We start from the raw sequence: 25,749 nt of genomic DNA on the forward strand, positions 1-25,749 counted from the left end.
TCCCTCATGGACACCCATCTTGAAATGCGCGGCATCGGCAAACGCTTTGGTGCGGTAGATGCCCTGGCCGATGTGAACCTGGCCGTGGGCCGTGGCGAATTTGTTTGCCTGCTCGGCCCCTCCGGCTGCGGCAAGACCACGCTGCTGCGCATCATTGCCGGCTTTGAACAAGCCACCGCCGGGCAACTACTGCTCGACGGTCAAGACATCAACCACGTGGCGCCACACTTGCGCGGCTTCGGCATGGTGTTTCAGTCGCTGGCCTTATTTCCCCACATGACGGTGGCCGAGAACATTGCCTACGGCATGAAGCTCAAGGGTGTGGCCCCGACCCAGCGCAAGCGGCGCGTGGACGAGCTGCTGCACATGGTGCAACTGCCGGCCATTGCCGACCGGCCGGTGTCGGCCCTGTCGGGCGGCCAACGCCAACGCGTGGCGATTGCACGCGCGCTGGCGGTGCCACCGAAACTCTTCTTGCTCGACGAGCCGTTGTCGGCACTCGACGCGCAACTGCGCGACAGCATGCAGGTGGAGCTGCGCCAGTTGCAGCAGCAGTTTGGCGTGACCACCATCGTGGTCACCCACGACCAGCACGAAGCCATGATGCTGGCCGACCGGCTGGTGGTGCTCAAAGGTGGCCGCATCCAACAGTGCGACACGCCTACCGCCGTGTACCGCAAACCGGCCAACGCATTTGTGGCCGAGTTTTTGGGCGCGGCCAACCTGCTGCCCGGCGTGGTGCGCGGCCCAAACCAGATCGACATCTTGGGGCGCCCCGTCGCCATGCCCACGCAACTCGCCAACGGCACCGCCGTGACACTGGCCGTGCGCTCGGAAGACATTCGGTTTGAGCTGAACCCCAGCGGCACACCCACACGGCCCAACGGCATGACCGGCGAGATCGACTTCATGCGCGACCTCGGCGCCAAGTCCGAACTCATCCTCAAATGCGGTGAAGCCCGCCTGCGTTGCCACGGCAGCGATGCGCTGTTCCAACAAGCGCAGTGCGGCCAAAAAGTCGAAGTGCTTTTTGATGCCGAACGCTGCTCGGTCTTTGCGGATTAGGGCCTGTTAACACTATGGATGGGAGCGCGAACGTGATTAAAAAGTCGCCAATCAAGGCGCGGGACGACGGCCAGGCATCCGCCTGGCCTAGGAGTGCAACGCGGAGTGGCGGCTTTTTAAGCACGTTCCCTTCGGGTTGCGGCCCAAAAGACCAGCCGCGTCGTTGCAAAGCCTTGCCGGGGTTCACCCCGGCTGCGTTTTGCGCCTCGCCTCTGGCCTTTTGGACTCGCAACGCGTCTCCCATCCATAGTGTTAACAGGCCCTAACGAACAATGACCTCCTCCACATTGCAATTCATCGACGCCGACACCGTGGCGCGCCACCTGCCCTGGCCCGCGCTGCTGCAAGCCCTGCGCGAAGCCTTTGCCGCCACCGACCTGCACACGCCCACACGCGGCCACTACCACATGGAGGGCTTGGCGCAAGAGAAAACGCCAGTGCTGCTGTCCATGCCCGCCTGGAGCGCGGCGCTGGGGGTGGGCGTCAAACTGGTCAGCGTCTACCCCGACAACCACACGCGTAACCTGCCATCCATCCACGGCCTGTATGTGCTGCATGAAGCCATCACCGGCCGCCCACAGGCGGTGATCGAAGCCGGTGAACTCACGGCACGCCGCACGGCGGCAGCGTCGGCATTGGCCAGCAGTTATTTGTCGCGCGCCGACAGCCGCACGCTGCTGATGGTGGGCACTGGCCGCCTGTCGCACTACCTGCCGCTGGCCCATGCGCAGGTGCGCCCCATCGAGCGGGTGCTGGTGTGGGGCCGCACCTTGGCTAAGGCAGAAGAAAGCGCCGCAGCGTTGTGTGCCCAGGGCCTGCGCGCCGAAGCGGTCACCTCGCTACAAGACGCCTGCGCCGAGGCCGACATCATCAGTTGCGCCACCTTGACGTCCACCGCTTTGCTGCAAGGCGCATGGCTGCGACCCGGCACCCACGTCGACCTGGTGGGCGCCTTCACCCCCAAGATGCGCGAAGCCGACGACGCAGTATTTGAACGCGCCGCCGCCGTGTGGTGCGACACCCTGGCTGGTGGCTTGGCCGAGGCCGGCGACATCTTGCAGGCGCTGGAGTCCGGCGCGCTCAGCCGCAAGCGCATCGTCGGTGAGTTGGCCGACCTGTGCCGCTCCGCCACCCCTCCCGCACGCGATGCCGCCGCCATCACCGTTTTCAAGTCGGTGGGCGCAGCGCTCGAAGACTTGGCTGCCGCACGTTTGTGTGTCGACAGCTTGCAAAAAAATCACCCCTAGAAAGAGACATCCATGATCAGCAACGAACAACACCTGGCCCGTTTGCGCGACCGCTACGCCAACGCTTCGGGGGCCGACATGTTCGACCCCGCTTTCAAGAAAGTGGCCGAGCAGATTTTCAGCAGCTCGGACCGCCGCAAGTGGCCTTTCGCCGACGTGGCCACCTTTCTGGACGCGCCCTACCGCGCCGATGGCCTGACCGACCTGAACCTCAAGGGCCTGGACGTGGCGTTGATCGGTGTGCCCATGGACCTGGGCGTGACCAACCGCGCCGGCGCCCGCCTCGGCCCGCGCGCCGTGCGTGCGGTGGAACGTGTGGGCCCGTACGAACACGCACTCGGCCTGGCCCCGGTCACACGGCTGAAGATGGCCGACGTGGGCGATGTGCCCATGAAGAGCCGCTTCAACCTGGACGAATGCCACGCCGACATTGAAGCCTGCTTCAACAACGTGGTGCAGGCCGGTGTGATTCCGCTGGCCGTGGGTGGCGACCACTCCATCACCGGCTCCATCCTCAAAGCCGTGGGCCGCGACCGCCCCGTGGGCATGGTGCACATCGATGCACATTGCGACACGGCTGGCTCGTACGAAGGCGCCAAGTTCCACCACGGAGGCCCATTCCGCGAAGCCGTGTTGGCGGGTGTGCTGGACCCCCGCCGCTGCATCCAGATCGGCATTCGCGGTGGCGCCGAGTACCTGTGGGAGTTTTCGTACGACTCGGGCATGACGGTGATCCACGCCGAAGAGTTTTCCAGCATGGGCGTGGAAGCCGTGATCCAACGCGCGCGTGAAGTGGTGGGCGATGGCCCCACCTACGTGACCTTCGACGTGGACAGCCTGGACCCGGCCTACGCGCCCGGCACCGGCACACCTGAAGTGGGTGGCCTCACGCCACGCGAAGTGCTGACGCTGCTGCGCGGCTTGGCGGGCATCAACATTGTGGGTGGCGACGTGATGGAAGTGGCCCCCTCGCACGACCCCACCACCAACACCGCGCAGGTGGGCGCACAAATGCTGTTTGAAATTCTGTGCCTGGTGGCACTGTCGCCAGCGATGGCGGGCCGCAAATAAAGCCCTGAACCAAGCCGCCGCTACATCGCCTTGAACAGATGCGCGTAGAGGCGGCTCACGGTGAGCTTTTCGGGGCGCTCGCGTAGCGCCACAAACTGCTTGCCGGCCTCGTCGCGCCACACACGCGCAATGGACGAGGCACGCACCAAAGTGCCCCGGTGGATTTGCCAGAAGGTATCGGCAGGCAAGCGGGGCAGCAGCTCTTTCAGCGGCGTGCGCACGGTGTATTCGTTGTGCGCGGTGAGCACGCGCACGTATTTGTCGGCCGCTTCAAAGTACACCACCTCGGCCAGCGGCACCATATGGATTTGGCAGCCCAGGCTGGCTTGAATGAACTGCAGCGGCGTTGATGCCGTTGGTGCAGTGGGCGCTTGAACTCCGAGCAGGTTGCGCAATTGCGCCAGCGTGGCATCGAAATGCGGGGCGGCCTGTTGGGTACGCAAGCCCAGTGCGGCTTGCAGCTTGGCCACGGTTTTCTGCAAGCGCTCGGGCAACACCGGTTTGAGCAAGTAGTCCACCGCTTCGGCCTCAAAGGCCTGCACGGCGTATTGGTCGTAGGCCGTCACAAACACCAGCGCCGGAAACGGCTGACTATCGGGCCATTGCTCGGCCAACGCCGCCGCAGCCTCCAGTCCATCCAGGCCCGGCATGCGGATGTCGAAGAACAACACATCGGGGCGCAACTGCAGCGCCTGGGCCACGGCCGAGTGGCCATCGCCCACACTCGCGACCACCTGCAAGGCAGGCCATGCCTGCGCTAGCGCGGCTTGCAATGCCTGGGCCAGCAGGGGTTCATCTTCGGCGATCAAAGCAGTTGGCAGCATCATCTAAACCTTCAAAGGAAATTGCACTTTTACGCTGGTACCACCTGCAGAAACAGCTATGCATTCCATAGTGGCCTGCGCACCATAGGCAGCGGCCAACTGTTCGCGCACTTGCGTCAAACCAAAGCCTGCGGGCGGTGTTGGCGTGGGAAGGCCCACGCCGCTGTCGGTCACCTCCAGCACCAGCATGTTGCCCTCGCGCCGCGCGCTGACGTAGATGCTGCCGCCAGCCACGTTCGGCTCCAACCCGTGGCGAATGCTGTTCTCCACCAGCGGCTGCAACAGCAAGCTGGGCACGGGCTGCGCAGCCACATCCGCAGGCAGGTCGAAGGTTGCCTTGAGGCGCGGCCCCATGCGCACGGCCATCAGTGCCAGGTAGTCTTGCAGCCGTGCGAACTCGGCGCTCAAGGGATGCAAGGTTTGGCGCGATGCGCTGAGCGTGGCGCGCAAGAAGTCCACCAGGCGGTCGAGCATGGCGGTGGCGCGTGCCGGGTCCACCGTAATCAACACGCGCAGGTTGGCCAAGGTGTTGAACAACATGTGCGGCTCCAGTTGCGCTTGCAGCAACTGCAATTGCGCCTGGGCCAGACTCAACTGCGCAGCGGCGTCGCGCTCCTTGGCCTTGCGTAGCTCGGCACGGCTCACAAAAACGTAGGTTGCGCCGGTGCCGATCAACAGGCTGAGCAACAGATAACGCAGACCGTCTGTGAGATTGCTCCAGCCCGTGTCGAGCGGCAGTTGCAGCAGCAGACTGGCCAAGATGCTGCCCAACACATAGCCCCACAACGTGCCCAACGGGACGATCAGCACCATGCGTGCCCACGCGTTGCCAGAGGTGATGCCCCAGGCGCGGATCATCGGCGACAAGAAGCTCCAGATGCTCAGGCCAATGCACTGCGTGAACACCCAGTTCGTGCCGAAGCTGTTGGCACCCGCCGTCGTCACCCCCAGGGCCACCAGGGTGTTGAAGACCAGCATCACCGCAAGCCTGGGCAAAAAGGCACGGTCGGGTTTGGGGGTGTCAAGGCTCAGCATGGGGTTGTGATTGTGGCGTGAAGGTGTGTTGTGCATTGCAGATCCTTTTTCTCAAACCCAGCCCAGCCATTGGCTGAACACCAGGTGGCCCAGATATCGGCTGGGCATCAGCGCAAACGCCCCTGCCACCACACAACCGGCCACGTAGAGCCGCTGCATGGCGCGCCGATGGGCCGCAATGTCGCCACGCGCCACCGATCGCAGCGCCACGTACAGCAGCCGCGTCGTCAACGGAATGAACAGATGCAGCGGCGTGATGCCCGCCCAGTTGGGTAAGTCGTGGCTGCGGATAAAAAAAGCCGAGGCCGCTGCAAGCCCCATGAACGCCACCCAGGCATAACCCAACGCACGGTGTAGCTGCGGACGCTGCATGCGCCCTCTGCGTGCCCATATGGCGAATGGGCCGGTCGCCAGCGCCAGCAACGCTGCCGTCATGTGAACGGCGATAAGCGGAGAAAGAACCACAGTGAACCCCAAAAGTGCGACAGGATGAACCGCACTTTGCAGGGCCCAGCCGCCACGATCGAGCGCTTTGCGACGACCTGCATTTTGACGACCGTGAATCGACATGGAGCCGCTGCAGTGTGTGTTTGCCCAGCCGCGGCTCGGGCCAATTTGTTAAGCCGACCTGTCAACGTTAGCGGGTGGCTCACGCAGCCCACGCGCAGCACAACGCTCTCTTTCTTTGCACAAAACTTTTCCCGCGTGGCCTATTGGCTGGTAGTTTCTCGCGAATATCAGCTCACATTTCGCTCGATTAGATTGATTCTCGGAAATTTGAAAAAACCAATAAAAGCGTTTCAAAAAAGGCGGCGACCTTGACGTAACCAATTCACGGCAAAACACAACATCTATCAATCAGTCGACATATCAGGATGCATCGTTTTTTTGCATCAAATGCTAGATTGAAATCGCAATTCAGAAATCAATTTCAACAGCAGAAGCTTTGCATGATTTTTCGTGCAAAGCCTGCACCCAACCTCTTACCAAGAGGCATCTTCCGCTATTGATTTGAGTTGCAACGTTGACTGCCAGAAGGAGCATCACGGTCGAATGAGCCTATTGGTATTTCGAAGTGAGTGCATTCATTAAAACGTCTTCATTCAAAACATTCAATATATGAGCACACCCTCTTTTAATTTCACAATCTCATATCCAGGCAATCTGTTGGAGCAGAGTTTTCTGGACCTCACTGTGACCAACAGCAGCATTTTTCCGGCTGGAACGGTATTGGATGCATGGTGCCTGGACAAGAGTATTGATGTGAGCCCGGGCCAAACCTACACCGGTTATGTCTATTCAGCGTATGAGCCGCCGTCGATCAGCAGCATCGTGCCCAACATCTCCGGTTATGTGGACCACCTCGACAGCGTGAACTGGCTGCTCAACTATTACACCGGCACCAATCCGCAATACAACTGGGGCGAAGTCCAGTCCGCCATCTGGACGCTGATGGGACAGGACTACCAAACCGAGCTGGGCTACATCCAGAGCGGCGGCAGCGTGCTGGCGGCCGATGTGAACAGCCTGGTATCGCAGGCCTTGGCGCATGATGGCTACCGCCCCGGCTTGGGCGAATCGATCGCGATGATCGTCAACCCCGTAGACGCCAGTGGGCAACATGGCCAGCCGCTTCTGGTGGAAGTCAAAGCTGCCGCCTTGGGCGACCGCGTATGGAACGACGCCGATGCCGACGGCCTGCAAGACAGCGGCGAACTAGGCATTGTCGGCGCCAAGGTGGAACTGGTGCGCGACGTCAACGGCAACGGTGCCATCGAGGCCAACGAAGTGCTCAGCACCACCACCACCGATGCCAACGGCAACTACCGCTTCACCGGCCTGATGCCCGGCCTGCAGTACCAGGTGCGCTTCACCCAGCCCACCGGGTTTGATGGCATCAGCCCACGCAAAGTCGATGGCTCCAGTACCTCTGGCACCAACAGCGATGGTCTCTTGTCCGACGTGGTGGTGCTCAAGGCCGGTGAGTACAACCAGACCATTGACGCCGGCTTCTACAAGAAGACCGTGGCGCCGCCCACAACCGCCAGCCTGGGCGACCGCGTGTGGCTCGACACCAATGGCAACGGCCAGCAAGACGCCGGTGAAGTCGGCGTTGGCAATGTCATGGTCAAGCTGATCAACGCAGCGGGCACCGTGTTGGCCGCCCAAACCACCGACGCCAACGGGCACTATCTGTTCACCAACCTGCAAGCGGGCCAGTACGGCGTGGAATTCACCAAACCCAACGGCTACAGCTTTACCACCGCCAACACCGGCGCCGATGCCACCGACAGCGACGTCAATGCCATCACGGGCCACACGGGCCTGTACACCCTGACCGCAGGCGAAACCAACCTCACGGTGGATGCCGGCTTGGTGGTCGCCACCACACCACCGCCAGCCAACAACGCCAGCCTGGGCGACCGCGTGTGGTTGGATGCCAATGGCAATGGCCAACAAGACTCGGGTGAAGTGGGTGTCGCCAACGTCACCGTGCAACTGCTGAACGCAGCGGGCACGGTGCTGGCCACGCAAACCACGAATGCCAACGGCAACTACTTGTTCAGCAACCTGGCCGCAGGCCAATACAGTGTGGCGTTCGTCAAACCCACGGGCTACAACTTCACCGCCGCTGACATAGGCGCAGACGGCACCGACAGCGATGCCAACACCACCACAGGCCGAACCGGCACTTACACCCTGGCCGCAGGTCAACAGAACCTCACGGTAGACGCAGGTCTGGTATGCCCACCGCCAACCATTCCCACCAAGCCCGACAGTGTGCAGGTGTGCGAAGACCGCTCGGTGAGCTTCAATGTGTTGAGCAACGACATGGCCGGTTTGAAACTGGTAGGCGTGGCGCATGAAAACGCCACACTCGATGCCACCTTCAAGAACAAGGCAGGCGCCATTTCGTTCACCGCCGATGGCCAGGTCACCTACAAAACCATGACCAACTACTACGGCAACGACAAGCTCGTCTACACCGTGGAAGACGCTGCAGGTAATCGCTCGACGCAAACGGTCGACGTCGGTATCAAGGCTGTGTCGGACATGCCGGTGTCGACCATCATGGGTGAGTACTATCGTTACCACTGGGACAATAACGGCGGCAACCGTCCGGATCAAGTGATCAATGGCGTCAATACTTGGGTGCACAGCTATTCGTTGAGCGAATTCGGTACCTTCAACGATGCCAACGACCAACTGCAGCAGTTCGGCACCTACAACGTCGGGGTCGCCAATGATGTCGATACGCTGAAGGCGATTCGTGTCTACGGCATCTCGGTGAACGGCGACAGCGCCTGGTTGGCTTACAACGGTATCAAGCTGGACTTCAGCGCCGGCCAGGCCTATGACGTGAGCGTGGCCGATATCAACGCGGGCAAGCTGCAGATCTTCGGCACCAAGACCTTCACCGACTATCCGTTGAACTTTGCCTATGTCGATACCGGCACGGTCGCCAACGATGCCTGCTACAACGGCACCGTGGTGTCGCTGCGCTCGTCGGTCGCCATCTGGACACCGGTGGCCCTGGACTTGAACGGTGACGGCCATATCGGCGTGACCGGTGCCACGTCGTCGTACCAAAAGGACGCAAACGCCAAGCTGGGCCACACTGTGCAGTTCGACATGAACGGCGACGGCCACAAAGAAACCATGGAGTGGTTCAATGGTTCGGGCGACGGCATTCTGATCGACAACCGCGATGGCAACGCCGCGCATGACATGAGCGGCCTGCGGCTGTTCGGTGACCACGCGGGCGCTTTTGGCAACGGCTACTACAAGCTGGAAACTTTTGACACCAATGGCGACGGCAAGCTGTCGGGCAAGGAACTGAGCGGCATTGAACTGTGGATCGACAACGGCGATGCCGTGGTGCAGGACGGCGAAATCCAAACGCTAGCCCAACACGGCATTGACGCCATTGGCACCGAGCTGTCGATGACGTTCGACGCCGAAGGCAAGCTGCACATCCAGTCCACTGCCACACGCACGGACGGCAGCTCGCTGTTGAGCGAAGACGTGTTCTTTGCCGGTGTGGGCTCCACCACACCGACGCTGGCCGATGTGCTGGGCGACGATGCCGCGCTGGACCACGTCCTGGGTGCGGCGGCTCCGGCCACCACCGATGTCTTGGCCCAGTGCTTCTCGCCAGACATCACCGCCATGGCCGAGGTGCTGCGCAAGATGGTTGCTGCGCAGGCATCGGCGGAGATGGCCACGGCCTAGCGGCACAAAGCCTCTCGCCTGGCGAGGTCAACGGCAGTCTTCGGCTGCCGTTTTTTCGTCCTGACCTCGTATCATCAGCCCCTTGTTTAATTTTTTACTGCGACGCACACCATGAGCATCCAACGCATCCAACCCGGCCCTCGCATGTCCCAAGCCGTGATCCACGGCAACACCGTTTACCTGGCCGGCCAGTGCGCAGACGTGGGCACCACTGCCGACACCTTTGGCCAAACCCAGCAAGTGCTGGCCAAGATCGACGCGCTGCTGGCGGCCGCCGGCACCGACAAGTCGCAATTGCTGAGCGCCACCATCTGGCTCACCGACATGGCGACCTTCGCTGACATGAACCGCGCCTGGGAAGCCTGGGTGGTGCCTGGTGCCACGCCTGCTCGCGCCACCGTGGTCAGCCCCAAGCTGGCCGCCGCCGAGTTCACGGTGGAGATTGGCGTGATCGCCGCCAAGGCCTGATCAAGCTCTTCTGAACAAGGCCGGTGTCCGCAAGGATGCCGGCCTTTTTTCTTTCTGACCGGTCCGGCCAAAGTCCGCAAAACATGCGCGCCCAATAGGCCATCCGCGCAGCAGCAGAAAGCGCAACCCGCTTCATTTTCAGTAGCGAGCAGCAGGCCGTTCATGGCCTCGCACCGGCCCCATCTACGCCACCGAATCCCCTACAAAGCGCGGGTTTTCACTCGCTATCTTGTCGGTTCATTACGCCTAAATTACTGACATGTTAGTCACAAGTCACATGCACGCAATGTAATTTTTCAGTTCATTAACGGAAGAGGTGGAGACAATGCAAAACCAAAACAGAAGACGTTTCCTCACCAGCAGCTCGGCGATGGCCGCCGGCCTGGCCAGCCCTGTGTTGTTGCGGGCCCAGCCCACGGCCGTGCGCTGGGGTGAGTCGCTGGCGGCATCACACCCGCAGGTGCAAATGGCCGAGCGCGTGGCCAAAGAGGTCAAAGAAAAATCGGGCGGCCGCATCGATGTGCAGCTCTTCCCGAACAGCCAGCTCGGCTCGGGCAAGGACATGATCGAAGCCGTCTCGGCCGGTGCGCTGCAGCTCACCACCGATGGCGCGGGCGCGCTGGGCGCGTTTCTGCCGCAGCTCTCAGTCGTGGAAGCACCCTACCTGTGGCGCGACGCCGCCCATATGGCCAAGGCCCCGAGCACACCCCTGTTTGCCAAGCTCAACACCGACCTGGTGGCCAAGCGTGGCATGCGCATGCTCAACATGACCTACTACGGCAAGCGCCACCTCACCACGGGCACCAAGGCTGTGCGCACCCCGGCCGACATGGCGGGCTTCAAGCTGCGTGTGCCGCCGGTCGACACCTTCCGCGCCATGGCTGAGGCCTGGGGCGCCCGCGCCACCCCCATCGCTTTTGGTGAGCTGTATCTGGCGCTGAGCCAAGGCGCTATCGATGGCCAAGAGAACCCACTGCCCACCATCCAGAGCGGCAAGTTTTTTGAAGTGCAGAAGTACCTGGTGCTGACCGAACACATCATCACGCCGCGCATGGTGATCGTGAACGAAGCCTTCTGGAAAGGCCTGCCCGCCGCCGACCGCGACATCATGCAAGCCGCCTTTGCCAACGGAGCCGCATGGCAAGACAAAGAACTGCTGAGCCAAGAAGCCGGCCTGGTGGGCACCTTCAAAGCGGGTGGCATGACCATCATCGAACCCGACCTCGCGGCCTGGCGCAAGCCGGTGCTCGACACCGTGCCCAAGCTGTTTGCCGACAAATGGGGCAAGGGCACGTTTGAAGCGCTGCAGGCGCTGTGATGTTGCGATGAAGGCATTAAAACTTTTCGACCAATTTCTCGCGGTGTTCGCCAGCGCACTGGTGGTGGCGATGTTGTGCACCGTCACCGCAGGTGTGGTGACGCGCGCCATCGGCCATCCACTGAGCTGGACCGACGAAGGCAGTTGCTTTCTGATGATCTGGCTCTCTTGCCTGGGTTGGATGCTGGCCACGCGCAAACGCGCGCACATCCGCATCCGCTTCTTCCAGGACAAACTGCCCGACCAGGCCTGGCGCTGGACCGAAGCCGCCATCCAGATCGCGCTGGCCGTGTTCGGCGGCGTGATCGCCTGGTACAGCGTGCACCTGGTGCACACCAATGCCGACATTGAGGCTCTGGCACTACCACTGTCCAACGCGTGGATGTACGCGCCACTGGTGCCGGCGGGATTGCTCACCCTCTGCCAGGCCGTAGCCGAGTTATGGCAGCAGTGGCAGCGCGTGCAACGCCCGGCCCCCATCGTGCCCACACCCGAGCCCGGTGCCCAAGGAGCCACGCCATGATCGGCTTGATGCTCAAAATCTCCGGCGGCTGGCTCGCCAGCATCCTCGTGGGGTTGCCGCTGTTTGTGTCGATGGGTTTGGCCGCGTTGTTGTTCTTGTGGTTGGGCGGCATGCCCATCACCGTGTTGCCGCAAAAGATGGCCGGCTCGGTGAACTCGTTCCCCATCATCGCCGCGCCGCTGTTCATCTTGATGGGCAACATCCTCGGCGCCGCGCGCTTGACCGACCGCATTGTCGAATTTGCCAGCGCCGTGATCGGCTGGGTACGCGGCGGCTACGCCCACGCCAGCATTCTCACCAGCATGATCTTCGCCGGCATGGTGGGCTCGGCCGTGGCCGATGCGGCGGGCTCGGGGGCGATTGAAATCCGCGCCATGAAAAAGGCCGGCTACAAGCCCGAAACCGCTGCCGCCATCACTGCGGCTGCGGCCACCATTGGCCCCATCATTCCGCCGTCGCTGCCCATGGTGATCTACGGCGTGACGGCCGACGTGTCGATTGGCAAGCTGTTCATCGCGGGCGTGATCCCCGGCATCTTGATGGGTGTGTCGCTGATGGTCATGGTGGCCTTCTTCGCACGCCGCGAAGGCATGGCACGCAAACCGTTCGGCGGCTTCCGCAACATTGGCCGCGCGTTCCTCAACGGCTTCTTCGCGTTGATGACACCGGTGGTGATTTTGGGCGGCATGTTCAGCGGCCTGGTCACGCCCACCGAGGCGGCGGCCGTGGCCTGCTTGTATGCGCTGTTCCTCGGCTTTGTGGTGTACCGCACACTGGAAGTCAAACAGCTCGGCCCCATCCTCATCGAGACCGCCGAGACCACCGGCCTGGTGCTGGTGTTGGTGATGGCCGCCAGCGCCTTGGGCTGGTGCATGTCGATTTCGCGCATGCCGCAAACGCTGAGCCCGCTCATCGTCTCCACCATCTCCAGCCCCATTGCCTTCTTGTTGATGGCCAACGTATTAATGCTGATCGTCGGCTGCTTCATGGAAGCGCTTGCCGCCATGCTGATCCTGATTCCGATCCTGGTGCCTGCAGCCATTGCCTACGGCATCGATCCGGCGCAGTTCGGCGTGATCATGGTGCTCAACCTCATTCTCGGCACCATCCACCCGCCGATTGGCGTGGTGCTGTTTGTGGTGACACGCATCGCCAACATCAGCTTCGAGACCATGTCGCGCGCGATTTTGCCGTGGCTGATTCCGCTGTTGGTGGTATTGCTCGCCATCTCGTTGTGGCCGCCGCTCACGCTGTGGTTGCCACACGTTCTCAGCGCCGCCAAGTAAACATTCTTCTTCACCTCACACCATGTCTACACATCCACTCGCGGGCGTCTTCTCGGCGCTGATCACGCCGCTGCATGCTGACGGCACGTTGAACCTCGACCTGCTGCCAGCCTTGGCCGATGCACAAATTGCCCAAGGCATCCACGGCTTCTACGTCGGCGGCAGCACGGGCGAAGCGTTTCTACAGTCGCCCGCTGAACGCCAAGCCGTGCTCGCCGGTTTTGCCCGCGCCAACAAAGGGCGCGCCAAACTCATTGCGCATATAGGGGCCATCGCCACGCATGAGGCGATTGGCCTGGCGCATGCGGCGGCTGATGCGGGCTATGACGCGATCTCGGCCATTCCGCCGTTTTATTACGACTTCTCGGCCGCTGAAGTATTGGCCCACTACCGCGCCTTGGCTGACGCCACGCCTCTGCCGCTCATCGTCTACAACTTCCCCGCCAAGTCAGCGCGGCCGTTGACCACCGCCGACCTGCTCGCGCTGCTGCAGCACCCGAAGATCATCGGCGTCAAACACACCTCGCAAAACCTCTATCAACTGGAACGCATCAAAACCGCTGCGCCCCAAGCTGTGGTCTACAACGGGTTTGACGAAATGTTCGTTGGCGGTGTGGCGATGGGCGCCGACGGCGGCATTGGCACCACCTACAACTTCATGGGTGGCCTGTTCGTGCAGATGTGGAATGCCGTGCGCGCCGGGCAGCTCGACCAAGCGCGCGCTTTGCAAACACGCGCGAACGCCGTGATCGACGTGTTGATTGAGGTGGGCGTGTTCCCGGGCACCAAAGCCCTTCTGCAACGGCAAGGCCTGGACTGCGGGCCGTGCCGGGCGCCGTTTGGCGCGCTCACTGAAGCGCAGCGTGTGAAGCTGGAACTGGTCGCACGCAACGTCTTGCAAGCTGCGGGCTGAACGCCCCCAATGGTTATCGGCTCATGGGGCCGCATGCCGAAATGGCATGCGGCCTTTTTGTTTTGGCTTTACGGCGTGACTTCTTCGAAATCACCAGATTATCGAATGCCAACTATTTCTCATTTTTTGCATCAACAGGGAATATTGCACAAAATAAATAAGATTACAAAACAATAAAAATGCGACAACAAATATCAACTACAGCAATGACTCTCAGAGAATGAAGCTATTCATGCGCACTCTTTCAAATTCAAACAAATAGGTGCGTCACCTCATCAAAAAAGATCCATATCATCCCGCCGCTCGCCGCATGCGCTCTTAGCTTACGGCGCATGGCGGTGGTTCACACTTTAAGGATGAGCCATCGATTTCATCTCCAGCTTCAATCGAAACCATTGAATCTGGAGATTTTTATTTTTGGCAATATCTGATGTCGATCAACCTCCTCCAAATCGCCGAATCATCTTTGGCGCCCATTTTCCTGTCCCAAGCCGGCAACTTATTTGGCTTTAATCAAAGTCAAGCCAAATCGGCCCTATCCAATATCTTCCCGGTACTGTTCAGCGGCATTTTGAACAAGGCGTCCAGCCCCAATGGCGCCAGCGCTCTCTAGAAAGCGATCAACGCACCCACCGTCGACGCCAACATCGTCGCCAACCTGCCCAGCCTGCTTGGCAACGCCAACAGCGTCTCGAATGCCAGCACACAAGGCCAGAAGGTTCTGGACCTGTTGTTCGGCGACAAAGCATCTGGTCTTGCCAGCCAAATCGCCGCCATGATCGGCTCACCTGCTGTCGGCACGCAAAGCTTGCTGGCCTTGGCCGCACCAGCGCTTTTCGGTTTGCTGAAGAGCCAAATCACCAGCCACAAGATGTCGCCGCACGATTTCATCTCCATGCTGTCGAGCCAATCGAGCTTTCTGGAGAAGTCATTGCCCGAAAAAGTGCTGCAGTGGCTGGGCTGGGGCTCTGTCGCCGGGTTCATTGGCGGCCTGAGCAGCAAGTTCAGCGGCGTACTGAGCGGTTTGAGCAAGGTGTTCGAAACCAACACCTACGCCAAGACTCCTGTAGCACCGCCCCCCGTTGCCAAGAGCGGCGGCATCTGGAAATGGCTGCTGCCACTGGCGGTAGTGGGGCTTGGCGCAGTTGCGCTGAAGTCGTGCCACAAACCAGAGCCACTGCCTACGGCACCTGAAGCTACGCCAGCGCCTGCTACAGCGCCCGCCGCCGTCAATGACTCCCTGCTCTCGCTCGCTTTCAGTGCCGACAAAGCCTACGTCGATGCCACTGTGGCAACCGAACCAGAAAAAGCAGAACTACTCAAACATCTGGAACAGTCTTTCGGCAAAGACGGCTACAACGCCAATATCAAAGTCGATGCACTGACCAAGCCTGCCTTGTGGCTGGCTCAGGCACGCGACCTGTTTACTTTGACGAAGTTGCCTGGCGCAGAGTTGTTTATCAAAGGCACAGATGTACGCTTGAGCGGCACGCTGGCCGATCCCAAGCTGGGCCTGCTCGACAAACTCAAGGCCTTGCTGACGGGCATGAACATCTCGGCCTCTGCGTTCAACGCCGATGCCGCCATGATGGCCGCCAACACCAAGTTCGCTGATGCCATCAAGGCCCTGCTCGCCAGCGGCACTTGTGACTCCGGCGCTTTGGTCAACGCCTTGAACCTTTACGTGGTGAACTTCGCCTCTGGCTCTGCGGCCGTGCCGTCTGTTGACGTTGTCGCCCTGAAATCGGCAGCCCCAGCGGTGGCAGCTTGCGCCAAGGATGGCAGCAAATTCGAAATTGCTGGCCACACCGACAACGTTGGCGACGCAGCGGCCAATCTGCATTTGTCAGAAGAACGTGCACAAGCCATGAAGACCTTGTTTGTCAGCGCCGGTGTTCCCGCAGAGAACATCACTATCAAGGGTTACGGGGACACCAACCCCGTGGGGAACAACTACACCGAAGAAGGCCGCTTCACAAACCGCCGCATTTCGTACACCAAGCAGTAAGCGACCCGTCTACTGATCAAAGCCACCCAGGTTCTGGGTGGCTTTTTTTATGCATGGACAAATCTGGGCATGCCATCGCGATTAAAAAATCAATAAAAACCCGGCCTTAGGCTTTATTCAAATACGTGATTAGCTATTTTTTTAATAGCTTTTTTCGGCGACCAAACGGTCAGCAGCGAAGGCACAGCCTATCGCGTCTTCTGATGGATTTCACCAACCGCTCCAACTTGTCTGTTCAACAAATTTACTCTTAGAATCATTTTGGGATGCATACAAATTCACAAATCAGATACATCAAGTACATGTCTATATTCAAGAGAAAAAGCCTTTTCGCCTTGCTGGCGGTGTCGGTGTTGATTGGAGGATGTGGGGGTGGGGGCGGAGGGGGCAATTCGGGGGGAGGCAGCGGTGGCACTGGCACCACTACTCCACAACCCCTACTTCCCGGTGGATTAAATCCACTTCAAGTCGCTATAAGCGAAAAAAACCTTGAACCAGCCAACCAGATCGTCAACACATTTGTGAATTTTGACGGGTTGACCATTAGCGGCAAAGAGCCGATGAGATATCAGTGGGACTTTGGCGACGGCAGCACGGCACAGACCAAGGCGGCACCTCATCGTTTTGCACAAAGCGGAACATATCAAGTCAAATTTACCTCGACAGATGCGGACGGGAAGTCCGCCTCGACCACAGTTCCATGGACGGTTTCTAGCGCATCTATTCGTTTCGTAGCCGGCAACTACGCGGATGGCTCGCATCATGTCAACGGCACCGCCGCACAGGCGCGGTTTAATGCACCAGCAGACATTGCGGTCGCAAAAGACGGCGTCATGTACGTGGTCGAACCCAACAGCAAAGTTGTTCGCAAAGTACTTGCTGATGGCACCACAACCGACTTCGCAGGTGCGCCTTACGCGTCAGGAGACAGTAACGGCACCGGCGCAAACGCACGCTTTGAGTATCCGAACACCATCTCTATCGATAGCAACGGCAATCTGTACGTAGGAGACAACGGCAGAAGCATACGGAAAATTACGCCTGCAGGCCAAGTGACAACCCTGGCCATCAGAAACAACATTGCGATCAACTTCTCACAAATCGTCTCTGACAGTCGCGGCGTTGTTTATGCCCTCAGCGGGCACGCAGTGTTCAAGATCGTGGACGGCAGCTTTACCATTTTTGCGGGCAACAGCGAGCAAGTTGGCCAAATTGATGGGCGTGGTGATGCAGCGCGTCTTAACTACCCTTCTAGCCTTGCTGTAGACGCGAACGACAACCTCGTTGTGGCAGAGAGTTGCTCCGATATCCGGAAAATTTCTCCAGACGGAACAGTTTCTACCGTGCGCAGAAGCTATCCCAACAGCAATCCAGGAACTTGTCCGTACCAAGCCGCAGGGGACATCGCCGTCGGGCTTGATGGTCAGCTTTATCGAACAAGCCGGGTACCGGGGTCATTTCTAGGTAACTACCAAGTCGATGCACTGGACAGCCAAGGGAATTGGATTGGATATGCTGGATACGCCCTAGGGCAGTCAGGGGAGGCGAATGGTGACCGAAACACCGCCCTCTTCACGAATTTAAACGGGATGGCGGTGGCACCTAGCGGCGACCTGCTCGTCACCGGCGGCTCGCACACCATCCGCAGAATTCCTGCCACAGGAAATGTGACCACGGTCGCAGGAAAATCTGATACACCCGCTGGTGTCAATCTAGACAACGTGACATTCGCGTCCAATTCACGGGTTGCCAAATACATGAATGGGTTCATGGTTGCAACCGACGGCAATTGCATCAAAACGTTGAGGGCAGGCAGCTTTGCCGGAGTACTTGCGGGCAACTGCAATACACCTGGCTACGTAGATAACTCCAACATCCATTCACGCTTTGCAAATATCACGGGCATAGCTGTAGACAGCAACAACAATGTCTTCGTTTCTCAAAGCGGCTACCACGTGATTCGAAAAATTGACGTCAATGGAGATGTCACGACTTACGCAGGTATCGCGAACACGTCCGGCAGTCAGGACGGGGCCATCGCGTCTGCAACTTTCAATGACCCAAGCTATCTGACCGTCGACAGCGCCAACAACCTGTGGGTGGTGGATGCAAACAGATCCAAACTGCGAGTGATCAAACCCAATGGCACTGTCAGCACAGTCGCAATTCCTCAGCAATGCAGCACCGTCGCGCTAGACGGGAATTGCAGAATTTCAGACATCGTTGCGAATACGTCAGGCGAGGTGTACTTCGCCGCCGCTGCATCCTATGGAAAAGCGATTTTCAAAGTCACCGCAAATGGGGCAGTGACTAAGTTCTCCCCTGCTGAAGGTTATGACGACGTCACACAGAACACCAGTCGCCTTGCCATCTCCCCACAAGGTGATTTGTGGGAACTCAGCGCACTCGTGGCCGGCTATCCGAACGGGTACAACAAACTTCGGAGAATTGATGCTTCGGGCAAAGCTGGCACACCGATCGCATTTAGGTCATTCCTTGCGCAAGTTGTTGTGAATGAAGCAGAAGTTGAGTTCACACGGGCCATAGAAGCAGCAGCTTTCAACTCAGACGGCACACTGATGATGATCGGCAATAGCACCGCTTTCCAAGCCAGCGGTCTGCAATAACCCATCACGCAAGCCCAACAAAAACGCCGCGCTCATCACGCGGCGTTTTTCTTTGAACGATTGGCTCAGCGCCTCAAGGCATCGCCGCCAGCAACGCCGCATTCCCACCCGCCGCCGTGGTATTCACCGTCACCGTCTTCTCCGCACAGAAACGGAACAAGTAGTGTGGGCCACCAGCCTTAGGCCCGGTGCCGCTCAAACCCTCACCGCCAAACGGCTGCACCCCCACCACTGCGCCAATGATGTTGCGGTTGACATAAATGTTGCCGGTGTGCGCATGGCCTGCCAGCGCTTGGGCGCGCGAGTCGATGCGGGTTTGGATGCCCAACGTGAGGCCGTAGCCCAGGGCGTTGACTTGGTCGATGACCTGTTGCGCGTCGCCACTCCAGCGCACAATGTGCAGCACGGGGCCGAAGATCTCCTGGCGCACTTGCTCAACGCCTTGCAGCTCGAACGCGTGTGGCGCAATCAAGTGCTTCATGGCTTGCGGCTGCTCATTCGGAGCCACCAACACCTTGGCAGTGGTCTTCAAACGCTGCAGGTGGTTCTGGATGTTGTCGAACGCTTCTTTGTCGATGACCGGGCCCACATCGGTGGCCAGCTCTGCGGGGTTGCCCACCACCAAGGCTTGGGCGGCGCCTTGGATCATTTCGATCACGCCATCGGCGATCTCTTCGTGCAGGCACAACAGGCGCAGCGCGGAGCAGCGTTGGCCGGCGCTGCGGAAGGCAGACTGCACCACGGCATCGACAACTTGTTCGGGCAGCGCGGTCGAGTCGACCAGCATGGCGTTGATGCCACCGGTCTCGGCGATCAGCGGGACGATGGGGCCGTCTTTGGCCGCCAGCGCACGGTTGATGTGGCGTGCCACGGGCGTCGAGCCGGTGAACACCACACCAGCGATGCCGGGCAAGGCGACCAGCGCCGCGCCCACGGTTTCGCCCGGGCCATGCAGCAATTGCACCGCCGCTTCTGGCACCCCGGCGGCGTGCAGCAATTGCACGGCCGCAGCGGCGACCGCAGGCGTTTGCTCGGCAGGCTTGGCCAACACGGTGTTGCCCGTGGCCAGGGCTGCAGCCACTTGGCCCATGAAGATCGCGAGCGGGAAGTTCCACGGGCTGATGCAAACCCAAACGCCGCGCGCAGTCAGGCGCAGTTCGTTGGTCTCACCGGTGGGGCCGGGCAACGCCACCGGCGCCATGATGCGCGTGGCTTCGTCGGCGTAGTAGCGCATGAAGTCGACCGCTTCGCGCACTTCAGACACGGCGTCGCCCCAGGTTTTGAAGGCTTCTTTGACCAACAGCGCACAGAACTTGGGCAGTTGCGCTTCAAGTGCGTCGGCGGCTTGGCGCAGGCTGGCGGCGCGTTCTTCTACCGGCTTGGCGCTCCAAACTTTATAGCTGGCTGCGCTTGCTGTATATGCCGCAGTGGCATTTTTGACATCAAACTCGGGAATGAACGGTACCGATACCGCATCGGCTGCGGCTTGCAGCGGGGCGAACATGGGCTCTACCGTCAGGTCTAGACCGCTGCTGTTGCGGCGCGGCGCGCAGAGGCCGGCGGCCGATGCGGCGATGAACAAGTCCTTGGGCAGCGGCAACGACGATTGCGGCTCCAGGCGCAACGGCGACACCAAAATTTCGTCCATGCCCACCGACTCGTCGGCCAACTGGTGCACGAACGACGAGTTGGCGCCGTTCTCCAGCAGGCGGCGCACCAGGTAGGCCAGCAGGTCGCGGTGCGCGCCCACGGGGGCGTACACGCGGCAATGGATCAGCGGGTTCTTCAGCACTTCGCGGTACACACCTTCGCCCATGCCGTGCAGGCGCTGCAGTTCAAACTTGGCACCGCTGCGCGCGGCCATGTGCAGGATGGCCGCGATGGTGGCGGCGTTGTGTGTGGCGAACTGCGGGTAGATGGTGTCGGCCGCATCCAGCATGGCTTGCGCGCAGGCCAGGTACGACACGTCGGTGTGGTGCTTGTGGGTGTAGACCGGGTAGTACGGCAGGCCTTGCTCTTGCGCGCGCTTGATTTCCGAGTCCCAATACGCGCCCTTCACCAGGCGGCACATCAGGCGCAGTTTGTATTTGCGGCCAATCGCGGCCACTTCCTGGATGAGTTCCAGCGCACGCGTTTGGTAAGCCTGCATGGCCAAACCAAAGCCGCCCCACTGGGGGTGGTGCTGGGCGATCTTGGCGGCCAGCGCTTCGAAGATGTCGAGCGACAGCTCCAGGCGATCCACCTCTTCGGCGTCAATGGTCAGGTTGATGTTGGCCTTGGCCGCTTGCTCGCACAAGCCCCACACCTGCGGCACCAACTCAGCCATCACGCGCGCCTTTTGCGCGTCTTCATAACGCGGATGCAGCGCGCTGAGCTTGATGGAGATGCCGTCGTTCTGCTCGGTGGCCACGCCGGTGTTGGCGCGCTTGGCAATGGCTTCAATGGCTTGTTGGTAGCTGCGCAGATAACGTGCAGCATCAGCCGTGGTGCGAGCGCCCTCGCCCAGCATGTCGTAGCTGAAGCGCAATTGCTTGATCTTCTTACGGGCCGAGTCGGCTTCGTCCATGGCCGCGCCAATGGTCTGGCCCAGCACGAATTGGTGACCAAGCAATTGCACGGCGCGCACGGTGGCGGCCACCACGGTCTTGGCGCCCAGGCGGGTCATCAGGCCTTGTTCACCGTCGGTGCCGGGCAAGAACTTCTTCGACAAGGCGATGGCCGAGCCCGACAGCTTGGCCATGGTGGAGCGGCCCAGCACGTGGCCGTCGGCGCCGTCGCTGCCGTCAAACTCGGCGCGGCCCAGTTGGTCTGCCGTCAGCGCGATGGCGGTTGCGGTATCGGGCACACGCAGCAGTGCTTCGGCCAGACGCATCAAGGCCAGGCCTTCGGCGCTGGAGATGGGGTACTCGCGCAGCAGGCTTTCCATGGCCCAGAACGGTGGCGGGTTGTCGCGCACGGCCTGCACCCAGGGGCGGGCGACGGCGGTGGCTTCAGGCCAGTTCAGGCTGTCGGCCAACTGGCTCAGGCGGTGGGCCACAACGTCGGCTTCGGGGCGGTAGGGAATGGGGAGGCGCATGGTTTTTCCTGGTGAACTTTGAAGCTTTTTCTAAAGCAACGGCGGCTTTTTCAATTGCGCAATGTTGCCCACATCTATGGTGAATATTTATCCATAATTCGCCATTCAACAGAATAATTCACTACCAAATAGCCAAAATGAGCGAAACACAGCCCAGCCTAGACCGTTTGGACCGCCGCATCCTTGATGTGCTGCAGCGCGACGGCCGCATCTCCAACCTGAAACTGGCCGAGGCAGTGGCCTTGTCGCCCACTGCCGTGCTGGCGCGCACCCAGCGGCTCACGCGCGACGGCTACATCCTCGGCTACGAAGCGCGGCTCAACCCTTTGTTATTAGACGCCGCCATGCTGGTGTTTGTGGAGGTTTTGCTGGACCGGACCACGCCGAACGTGTTCGACGCCTTCAAGGCTGCCGTGCAGGTGCATCCCGAAATCATGGAGTGCCACATGGTGGCCGGTGGCTTTGATTACCTGCTCAAGACCCGCATGGCCGACATGACGGCCTACCGCGAATTCGCCGGCACGGTGCTGTGGCAGTTGCCCGGCATCCGTGAAACACGCACTTACGCGGTGATGGAAGAAGTGAAAAACTCAACCCGGTTGTCTCTGTTGTAGGGGAGACATCAAGCGCACAAAAGCCGTTATTTGGAGCGCGATACAGGCGATTTCTACCGCTTTCGCCAAATACTTGGCTGTTAGAGTTCACAGGTCAGTCAAATAATCGCTTTACGCGTTTTGTATCCAAATGATGCGACCATTTGAACTCTGAATCTGAACGCACCACCACGCACTCGCCCGTCGTTCTCCACTACATGCCTGTTTCCATCTCGCAACTGCTACCTCCACCACTCGGTTCGCTCGCACAAGCACTGGCCATGCAGCGGCAGTGGCTTGCAGGGCTGCTGCTGTGCCTTGGCTTGGGGCTTTGGAGTCCAGCTACCATCGCGCAACCCAGCCAGGAGCCAGGCTTGCAAGCCGGTCTTCAGTTGGCTGCACAGGAGCGCCCCGGCATTGTGGACACCCTGCGCGGCATTCTGGGTTATGTGCGTTGGCCCAGCGATCCGAACCCGATTCGGGTATGCGTGCTGGGCAGCAACGTACCAGCCACCAAGCTGCTGGGCGCTGGCCTAGCCGACTTGGGCGAACGCAAACTCACCGTGCTGCAACCCGACAGTGAAGTCGGCATTGCGCAACGCTGCGACGCCATCTTTGCCGCGGCCAACAGTCCCTTGCCATGGCGCAAAGTGTTCGAGCAGATCAACGGCCAACCGGTGTTGACGCTGTGCGAGCGCTCACCGGCTTGCACGGCTGGCAGCATGTTCTACCTCGACATCTCGCCGCAAGACCACGTGCAGTTTGAGGTGGACATTGACGCCGTGGCGCGCAGCAGCGTGCGCGTCAATCCGCAGGTGTTGCGGCTGGGCCGGCGCCCCAGCGGGAGCAGCTCGTGACTTTTGTTTCCACTAAACAGGCCAAACAAGCCGCCATGCAAACAAGCGGTGCACGCAACGGAACGCGCGTCAGCCTGCGTACGGTGTTGCGCCGCGCCCACTTTCGCGTGGCCCTGGTGATGATGGTGGGCGTGGGGCTGTGCCTGGGCATTGCTGCCATCCTGGCGCTACGCAGCTACGCCAAGCACAACGAAGACCTGTTGGCCCGTTCCATCGCGTACACAGCAGAAGCCGCCGTGGTGTTCCGCGACGACATCGCCATCCAGGAAGTGCTGGAGATGATTGGCGAGAAAGAGTCTCTGGGCAGCGCCACCATCTTGAGCCCCACCGGTGAAACACTGGGCCGCTACACACGCGCCAACGCCGACCTGCAGAACCGCCTGGCCTCCAAGCTGCAAGCCTGGCTGCTGCCAGAGCCGGGCGCGGCGCCCATCGTCTACCAGGGCAGCACCATCGCCCAGGTGTCGCTGCGCGACAGTGGCTCGGGTTTGCTGCAGTTTCTGGCCGCTGGTGTGGTCAGCATGCTGGTGTGTATGGCACTCGGCTTTGTGGCAGTGAGGCATTTGTCTGACCGGGTGCGGCGCGAAATCATGCAGCCGGTGCAAGCCCTCATGTCCGTCACACACTCGGCCCGCAAGGCGCTGGGCCAGCCACACCACGCGCCAGCCTCGCCGATTCTGGAATTGCATGAACTGGGGGAAGACTTCAACGCCCTGTTGGCGGAGATCGAAGCGCACCAGACGCAGTTGCGGCAAGAAAACAAATCGCTCTCGCACCAGGCCAACCATGACAGCCTGACTGGTTTGCCCAACCGCGCCTACTTCCGCCGCCGGCTCAACCGACTGCTGCAAGACGCCGAAACCAACGGCACCCGCGTCGGCGTGTTGTACCTCGACAACGACCACTTCAAGTCCATCAACGACCGCTTCGGCCACGCCACTGGCGACGCCTTGCTGGTGGAAGTCGCCGAGCGCGTGACGGCGCAGTTGCGCGAGACGGATTTGGTAGCGCGCCTGGGCGGCGACGAGTTTGCAGTGCTGCTCAGCCCATTACAAAACGACGACGATGCGCTGCGGATTGCCGACAAAATCCTGCGCAGCATGCAGGCACCGCTGGCCGTGCGGCCGAACGACCGCATCGTGCCGTCGCTCAGCATCGGCATCGCCGTTTACCCCAGCCATGGCGAAACGGTAGAGAGCCTGTTGCGCGCGGCTGACCGCGCCATGTACCGCGTGAAGTCGCAGCAGCGTGGCAGCCGCCATCTTTACAACGCCAGTGCTGACATCACTGATTTCAAGGACCTGAGTTGAGCGCCCCCGCCCCCACTTCTTCCATGCCCCGTCGGCGTTTGCTGACCACCGTGGCGGCTTTGACCGCCACTGGTTTGTTTCTGGCTGGCTGCCAAACCGCCCCACCGCCGCCACCTGCGGCCCCCGTCGACCTCAAAGCCACCCGCGAGGCCGAATTCAAACGCCTCGGATTCGTGCAAACCGCCGAGGGCTGGGAGTACGCGTTCACCGGCAAGATCCTGTTCGACACCGCCTCTGACGCCCTCGATTCCGACAGCCAGGCCAACGCCGAACGCATTGGCAAGGCCTTGCGCAAGCTGGACGTCACGCAACTGCGCATTGAAGGCCACACCGATAACGTCGGCGCCGCCGCGTTCAACAAGGCGCTCTCATTGCGCCGCGCCGAAACCGTAGCCCAAGCGCTGGCCCAGCAGGGCTTGCCCAAGTCCGACATGGTCACCAAAGGCTGGGGCGCCGAACGCCCCATCGCCGACAACAGCACGACCGATGGCCGCCTGCAAAACCGCCGCGTCGCGGTGATCGTGCCGGCGCAATAAGAGTAATCTGCGCTCAGCTTCCCGGGCGCCGTTAGCGTATCGGTGGACGCCCGCCAAAAATCGCCGAGCCCACTCGCACCATGGTGCTGCCGGCCGCAATGGCGGTCGCCATGTCGGCGGTCATGCCCATCGACAGGGTATCGAAAGCTTCCCACCCCGGCTCGCCATCGTTGGCCTGTGCCAGCGCATCAAACAACGCGCGACTCAACTGGTGCACGGCCAATTGTTCGGCCAGGTCGTCGTGCGGCTCGGGAATAGTCATCAGCCCACGCAGTTGCAGCCGTGGCAGCGCCGCAATCTGCTGGCACAGCGCCAGCGCCTCGGCAGGCGCCACGCCGGCTTTGGTGGCCCCGCCGTCGATGTTGACCTGCACACACACCTGCAGCGGTGCCAGTTCAGCCGGGCGCTGGTCGCTCAGGCGCTGTGCCAGACGCTGGCTGCTCACGGTGTGCAGCCAAGCAAAGTTTTCGGCCACCAGGCGGCTCTTGTTGCTCTGCACCGGGCCAATGCAATGCCACTCCAACGGCAGGTCGCGCAGTGCGGCCATTTTTTCCAGCGCTTCCTGGATGTAGTTTTCGCCAAAGGCGGTTTGGCCAGCCGCGTGGGCTTTACGTACCGCGTCGGCGCCGAAGGTTTTGGAGACGGCCAGCAGGCTCACCGCGTTGGCGGGGCGCCCAGCGGCGGCACAGGCTGTCGTGATCCCGTCACGCACGCCTTGGAGATTGTTACCAATGGTAGTCATAATGAGACAAGCCTACC

General features: G+C 60.8%; 20 protein-coding genes and 1 pseudogene. 16 read left to right on the top strand and 5 right to left on the bottom strand.

The window, feature by feature from the left end; all coding sequences use genetic code 11:
- Positions 1 to 6: 6 nt before the first annotated feature.
- From ACPWMG_RS24840 to speB, 3 genes are all read left to right on the top strand, one after another.
- The gene (locus ACPWMG_RS24840; RefSeq protein ID WP_483302152.1) at positions 7 to 1,065 is read left to right on the top strand and encodes an ABC transporter ATP-binding protein; all 1,059 of its coding nucleotides are present in this window, start codon (positions 7 to 9) and stop codon (positions 1,063 to 1,065) included.
- 272 nt (positions 1,066 to 1,337) lie between these two features.
- Entirely contained in the window at positions 1,338 to 2,312 is a 975-nt protein-coding gene (gene lhpI, locus ACPWMG_RS24845; protein ID WP_483302153.1) for a bifunctional Delta(1)-pyrroline-2-carboxylate/Delta(1)-piperideine-2-carboxylate reductase, read from the top strand.
- A gap of 12 nt (positions 2,313 to 2,324) precedes the next feature.
- A complete protein-coding gene (gene speB, locus ACPWMG_RS24850) occupies positions 2,325 to 3,383 on the top strand; it encodes an agmatinase (protein WP_483302154.1) in 1,059 nt (352 codons plus the stop codon).
- A 20-nt stretch (positions 3,384 to 3,403) separates the two neighbouring features.
- On the opposite strand, the gene ACPWMG_RS24855 is transcribed toward speB, so the two are convergent.
- Genes ACPWMG_RS24855 through ACPWMG_RS24865 form a run of 3 tightly spaced genes read right to left on the bottom strand, consistent with a single transcriptional unit; the run spans position 3,404 to position 5,677 of the window.
- The gene (locus ACPWMG_RS24855) at positions 3,404 to 4,207 is read right to left on the bottom strand and encodes a LytR/AlgR family response regulator transcription factor (RefSeq protein WP_483305338.1); all 804 of its coding nucleotides are present in this window, start codon (positions 4,205 to 4,207) and stop codon (positions 3,404 to 3,406) included.
- A gap of 3 nt (positions 4,208 to 4,210) precedes the next feature.
- The gene (locus ACPWMG_RS24860; RefSeq protein WP_483302155.1) at positions 4,211 to 5,242 is read right to left on the bottom strand and encodes a sensor histidine kinase; all 1,032 of its coding nucleotides are present in this window, start codon (positions 5,240 to 5,242) and stop codon (positions 4,211 to 4,213) included.
- Positions 5,243 to 5,293: 51 nt separating this feature from the next.
- The gene (locus tag ACPWMG_RS24865; protein ID WP_483302156.1) at positions 5,294 to 5,677 is read right to left on the bottom strand and encodes a DUF2306 domain-containing protein; all 384 of its coding nucleotides are present in this window, start codon (positions 5,675 to 5,677) and stop codon (positions 5,294 to 5,296) included.
- A 759-nt stretch (positions 5,678 to 6,436) separates the two neighbouring features.
- Here ACPWMG_RS24865 and ACPWMG_RS24870 point away from each other — a divergent pair.
- From ACPWMG_RS24870 to ACPWMG_RS24910, 9 genes and pseudogenes are all read left to right on the top strand, one after another.
- Complete coding sequence (locus tag ACPWMG_RS24870) at positions 6,437 to 9,475, top strand: SdrD B-like domain-containing protein (protein ID WP_483302157.1); 3,039 nt, start codon at positions 6,437 to 6,439, stop codon at positions 9,473 to 9,475.
- A gap of 111 nt (positions 9,476 to 9,586) precedes the next feature.
- Positions 9,587 to 9,943, top strand: coding sequence for a RidA family protein (locus ACPWMG_RS24875; RefSeq protein ID WP_483302158.1), 357 nt, complete (start codon positions 9,587 to 9,589; stop codon positions 9,941 to 9,943).
- Between the two features lie 325 nt (positions 9,944 to 10,268).
- Positions 10,269 to 11,261: a sialic acid TRAP transporter substrate-binding protein SiaP gene (locus tag ACPWMG_RS24880; RefSeq protein ID WP_483302159.1), complete on the top strand. Its 993-nt coding sequence runs from the start codon at positions 10,269 to 10,271 to the stop codon at positions 11,259 to 11,261.
- Between the two features lie 7 nt (positions 11,262 to 11,268).
- Positions 11,269 to 11,784, top strand: coding sequence for a TRAP transporter small permease (locus ACPWMG_RS24885; protein ID WP_483302160.1), 516 nt, complete (start codon positions 11,269 to 11,271; stop codon positions 11,782 to 11,784).
- Positions 11,781 to 13,070 (top strand): TRAP transporter large permease, encoded by a 1,290-nt coding sequence (locus tag ACPWMG_RS24890; protein ID WP_483302161.1) that lies wholly within the window; start codon positions 11,781 to 11,783, stop codon positions 13,068 to 13,070. Before ACPWMG_RS24885 ends, ACPWMG_RS24890 begins: the two co-directional genes overlap by 4 nt.
- A gap of 22 nt (positions 13,071 to 13,092) precedes the next feature.
- On the top strand, positions 13,093 to 13,983 hold the full coding sequence (locus ACPWMG_RS24895) for an N-acetylneuraminate lyase (protein ID WP_483302162.1): 891 nt from the start codon (positions 13,093 to 13,095) through the stop codon (positions 13,981 to 13,983).
- A 430-nt stretch (positions 13,984 to 14,413) separates the two neighbouring features.
- A pseudogene (locus ACPWMG_RS24900) lies at positions 14,414 to 14,776 on the top strand (DUF937 domain-containing protein); the annotation flags it as partial.
- A 795-nt stretch (positions 14,777 to 15,571) separates the two neighbouring features.
- On the top strand, positions 15,572 to 15,991 hold the full coding sequence (locus tag ACPWMG_RS24905) for an OmpA family protein (protein ID WP_483305339.1): 420 nt from the start codon (positions 15,572 to 15,574) through the stop codon (positions 15,989 to 15,991).
- Between the two features lie 302 nt (positions 15,992 to 16,293).
- Positions 16,294 to 18,618, top strand: coding sequence for a PKD domain-containing protein (locus tag ACPWMG_RS24910; protein ID WP_483302163.1), 2,325 nt, complete (start codon positions 16,294 to 16,296; stop codon positions 18,616 to 18,618).
- 73 nt (positions 18,619 to 18,691) lie between these two features.
- Here the strand turns inward: ACPWMG_RS24910 and ACPWMG_RS24915 are convergent, their stop codons facing one another.
- Positions 18,692 to 21,694, bottom strand: coding sequence for an L-glutamate gamma-semialdehyde dehydrogenase (locus tag ACPWMG_RS24915; RefSeq protein ID WP_483302164.1), 3,003 nt, complete (start codon positions 21,692 to 21,694; stop codon positions 18,692 to 18,694).
- Positions 21,695 to 21,831: 137 nt separating this feature from the next.
- Here ACPWMG_RS24915 and ACPWMG_RS24920 point away from each other — a divergent pair, with 137 nt between their 5' ends.
- From ACPWMG_RS24920 to yfiB, 4 genes are all read left to right on the top strand, one after another.
- Entirely contained in the window at positions 21,832 to 22,308 is a 477-nt protein-coding gene (locus ACPWMG_RS24920; RefSeq protein WP_483302165.1) for an Lrp/AsnC ligand binding domain-containing protein, read from the top strand.
- Positions 22,309 to 22,451: 143 nt separating this feature from the next.
- Positions 22,452 to 23,144, top strand: a complete 693-nt coding sequence (gene yfiR / locus ACPWMG_RS24925; RefSeq protein ID WP_483302166.1) for a regulatory sequestration protein YfiR — start codon at positions 22,452 to 22,454, stop codon at positions 23,142 to 23,144.
- A complete protein-coding gene (gene dgcN / locus ACPWMG_RS24930) occupies positions 23,141 to 24,454 on the top strand; it encodes a diguanylate cyclase DgcN/YfiN (protein ID WP_483302167.1) in 1,314 nt (437 codons plus the stop codon). Before yfiR ends, dgcN begins: the two co-directional genes overlap by 4 nt.
- Positions 24,451 to 24,990: an outer membrane lipoprotein YfiB gene (yfiB, locus tag ACPWMG_RS24935; protein WP_483302168.1), complete on the top strand. Its 540-nt coding sequence runs from the start codon at positions 24,451 to 24,453 to the stop codon at positions 24,988 to 24,990. Before dgcN ends, yfiB begins: the two co-directional genes overlap by 4 nt.
- A 31-nt stretch (positions 24,991 to 25,021) precedes the next feature.
- On the opposite strand, the gene ACPWMG_RS24940 is transcribed toward yfiB, so the two are convergent.
- Positions 25,022 to 25,732: a YggS family pyridoxal phosphate-dependent enzyme gene (locus ACPWMG_RS24940; RefSeq protein WP_483302169.1), complete on the bottom strand. Its 711-nt coding sequence runs from the start codon at positions 25,730 to 25,732 to the stop codon at positions 25,022 to 25,024.
- Between the last annotated feature and the right edge of the window lie 17 nt (positions 25,733 to 25,749).

Source organism: Hydrophilobacter chitinilyticus, assembly GCF_049860745.1.
Taxonomy (GTDB): Bacteria; Pseudomonadota; Gammaproteobacteria; order Burkholderiales; family Burkholderiaceae_C; genus Rhodoferax_B.

Excerpts from the sequence above, each read along its gene's own strand:
- speB (WP_483302154.1), top strand. The coding sequence starts at position 2,325 with ATGATCAGCAACGAACAACACCTGGCCCGTTTGCGCGACCGCTACGCC.
- ACPWMG_RS24865 (WP_483302156.1), bottom strand. The coding sequence starts at position 5,677 with ATGACGGCAGCGTTGCTGGCGCTGGCGACCGGCCCATTCGCCATATGG.
- ACPWMG_RS24910 (WP_483302163.1), top strand. The coding sequence starts at position 16,294 with ATGTCTATATTCAAGAGAAAAAGCCTTTTCGCCTTGCTGGCGGTGTCG.
- ACPWMG_RS24905 (WP_483305339.1), top strand. The coding sequence starts at position 15,572 with ATGGCCGCCAACACCAAGTTCGCTGATGCCATCAAGGCCCTGCTCGCC.
- ACPWMG_RS24920 (WP_483302165.1), top strand. The coding sequence starts at position 21,832 with ATGAGCGAAACACAGCCCAGCCTAGACCGTTTGGACCGCCGCATCCTT.
- ACPWMG_RS24885 (WP_483302160.1), top strand. The coding sequence starts at position 11,269 with ATGAAGGCATTAAAACTTTTCGACCAATTTCTCGCGGTGTTCGCCAGC.
- ACPWMG_RS24895 (WP_483302162.1), top strand. The coding sequence starts at position 13,093 with ATGTCTACACATCCACTCGCGGGCGTCTTCTCGGCGCTGATCACGCCG.
- ACPWMG_RS24890 (WP_483302161.1), top strand. The coding sequence starts at position 11,781 with ATGATCGGCTTGATGCTCAAAATCTCCGGCGGCTGGCTCGCCAGCATC.
- ACPWMG_RS24855 (WP_483305338.1), bottom strand. The coding sequence starts at position 4,207 with ATGCTGCCAACTGCTTTGATCGCCGAAGATGAACCCCTGCTGGCCCAG.
- ACPWMG_RS24880 (WP_483302159.1), top strand. The coding sequence starts at position 10,269 with ATGCAAAACCAAAACAGAAGACGTTTCCTCACCAGCAGCTCGGCGATG.
- ACPWMG_RS24860 (WP_483302155.1), bottom strand. The coding sequence starts at position 5,242 with ATGCTGAGCCTTGACACCCCCAAACCCGACCGTGCCTTTTTGCCCAGG.
- ACPWMG_RS24940 (WP_483302169.1), bottom strand. The coding sequence starts at position 25,732 with ATGACTACCATTGGTAACAATCTCCAAGGCGTGCGTGACGGGATCACG.
- lhpI (WP_483302153.1), top strand. The coding sequence starts at position 1,338 with ATGACCTCCTCCACATTGCAATTCATCGACGCCGACACCGTGGCGCGC.
- ACPWMG_RS24915 (WP_483302164.1), bottom strand. The coding sequence starts at position 21,694 with ATGCGCCTCCCCATTCCCTACCGCCCCGAAGCCGACGTTGTGGCCCAC.
- ACPWMG_RS24840 (WP_483302152.1), top strand. The coding sequence starts at position 7 with ATGGACACCCATCTTGAAATGCGCGGCATCGGCAAACGCTTTGGTGCG.
- ACPWMG_RS24875 (WP_483302158.1), top strand. The coding sequence starts at position 9,587 with ATGAGCATCCAACGCATCCAACCCGGCCCTCGCATGTCCCAAGCCGTG.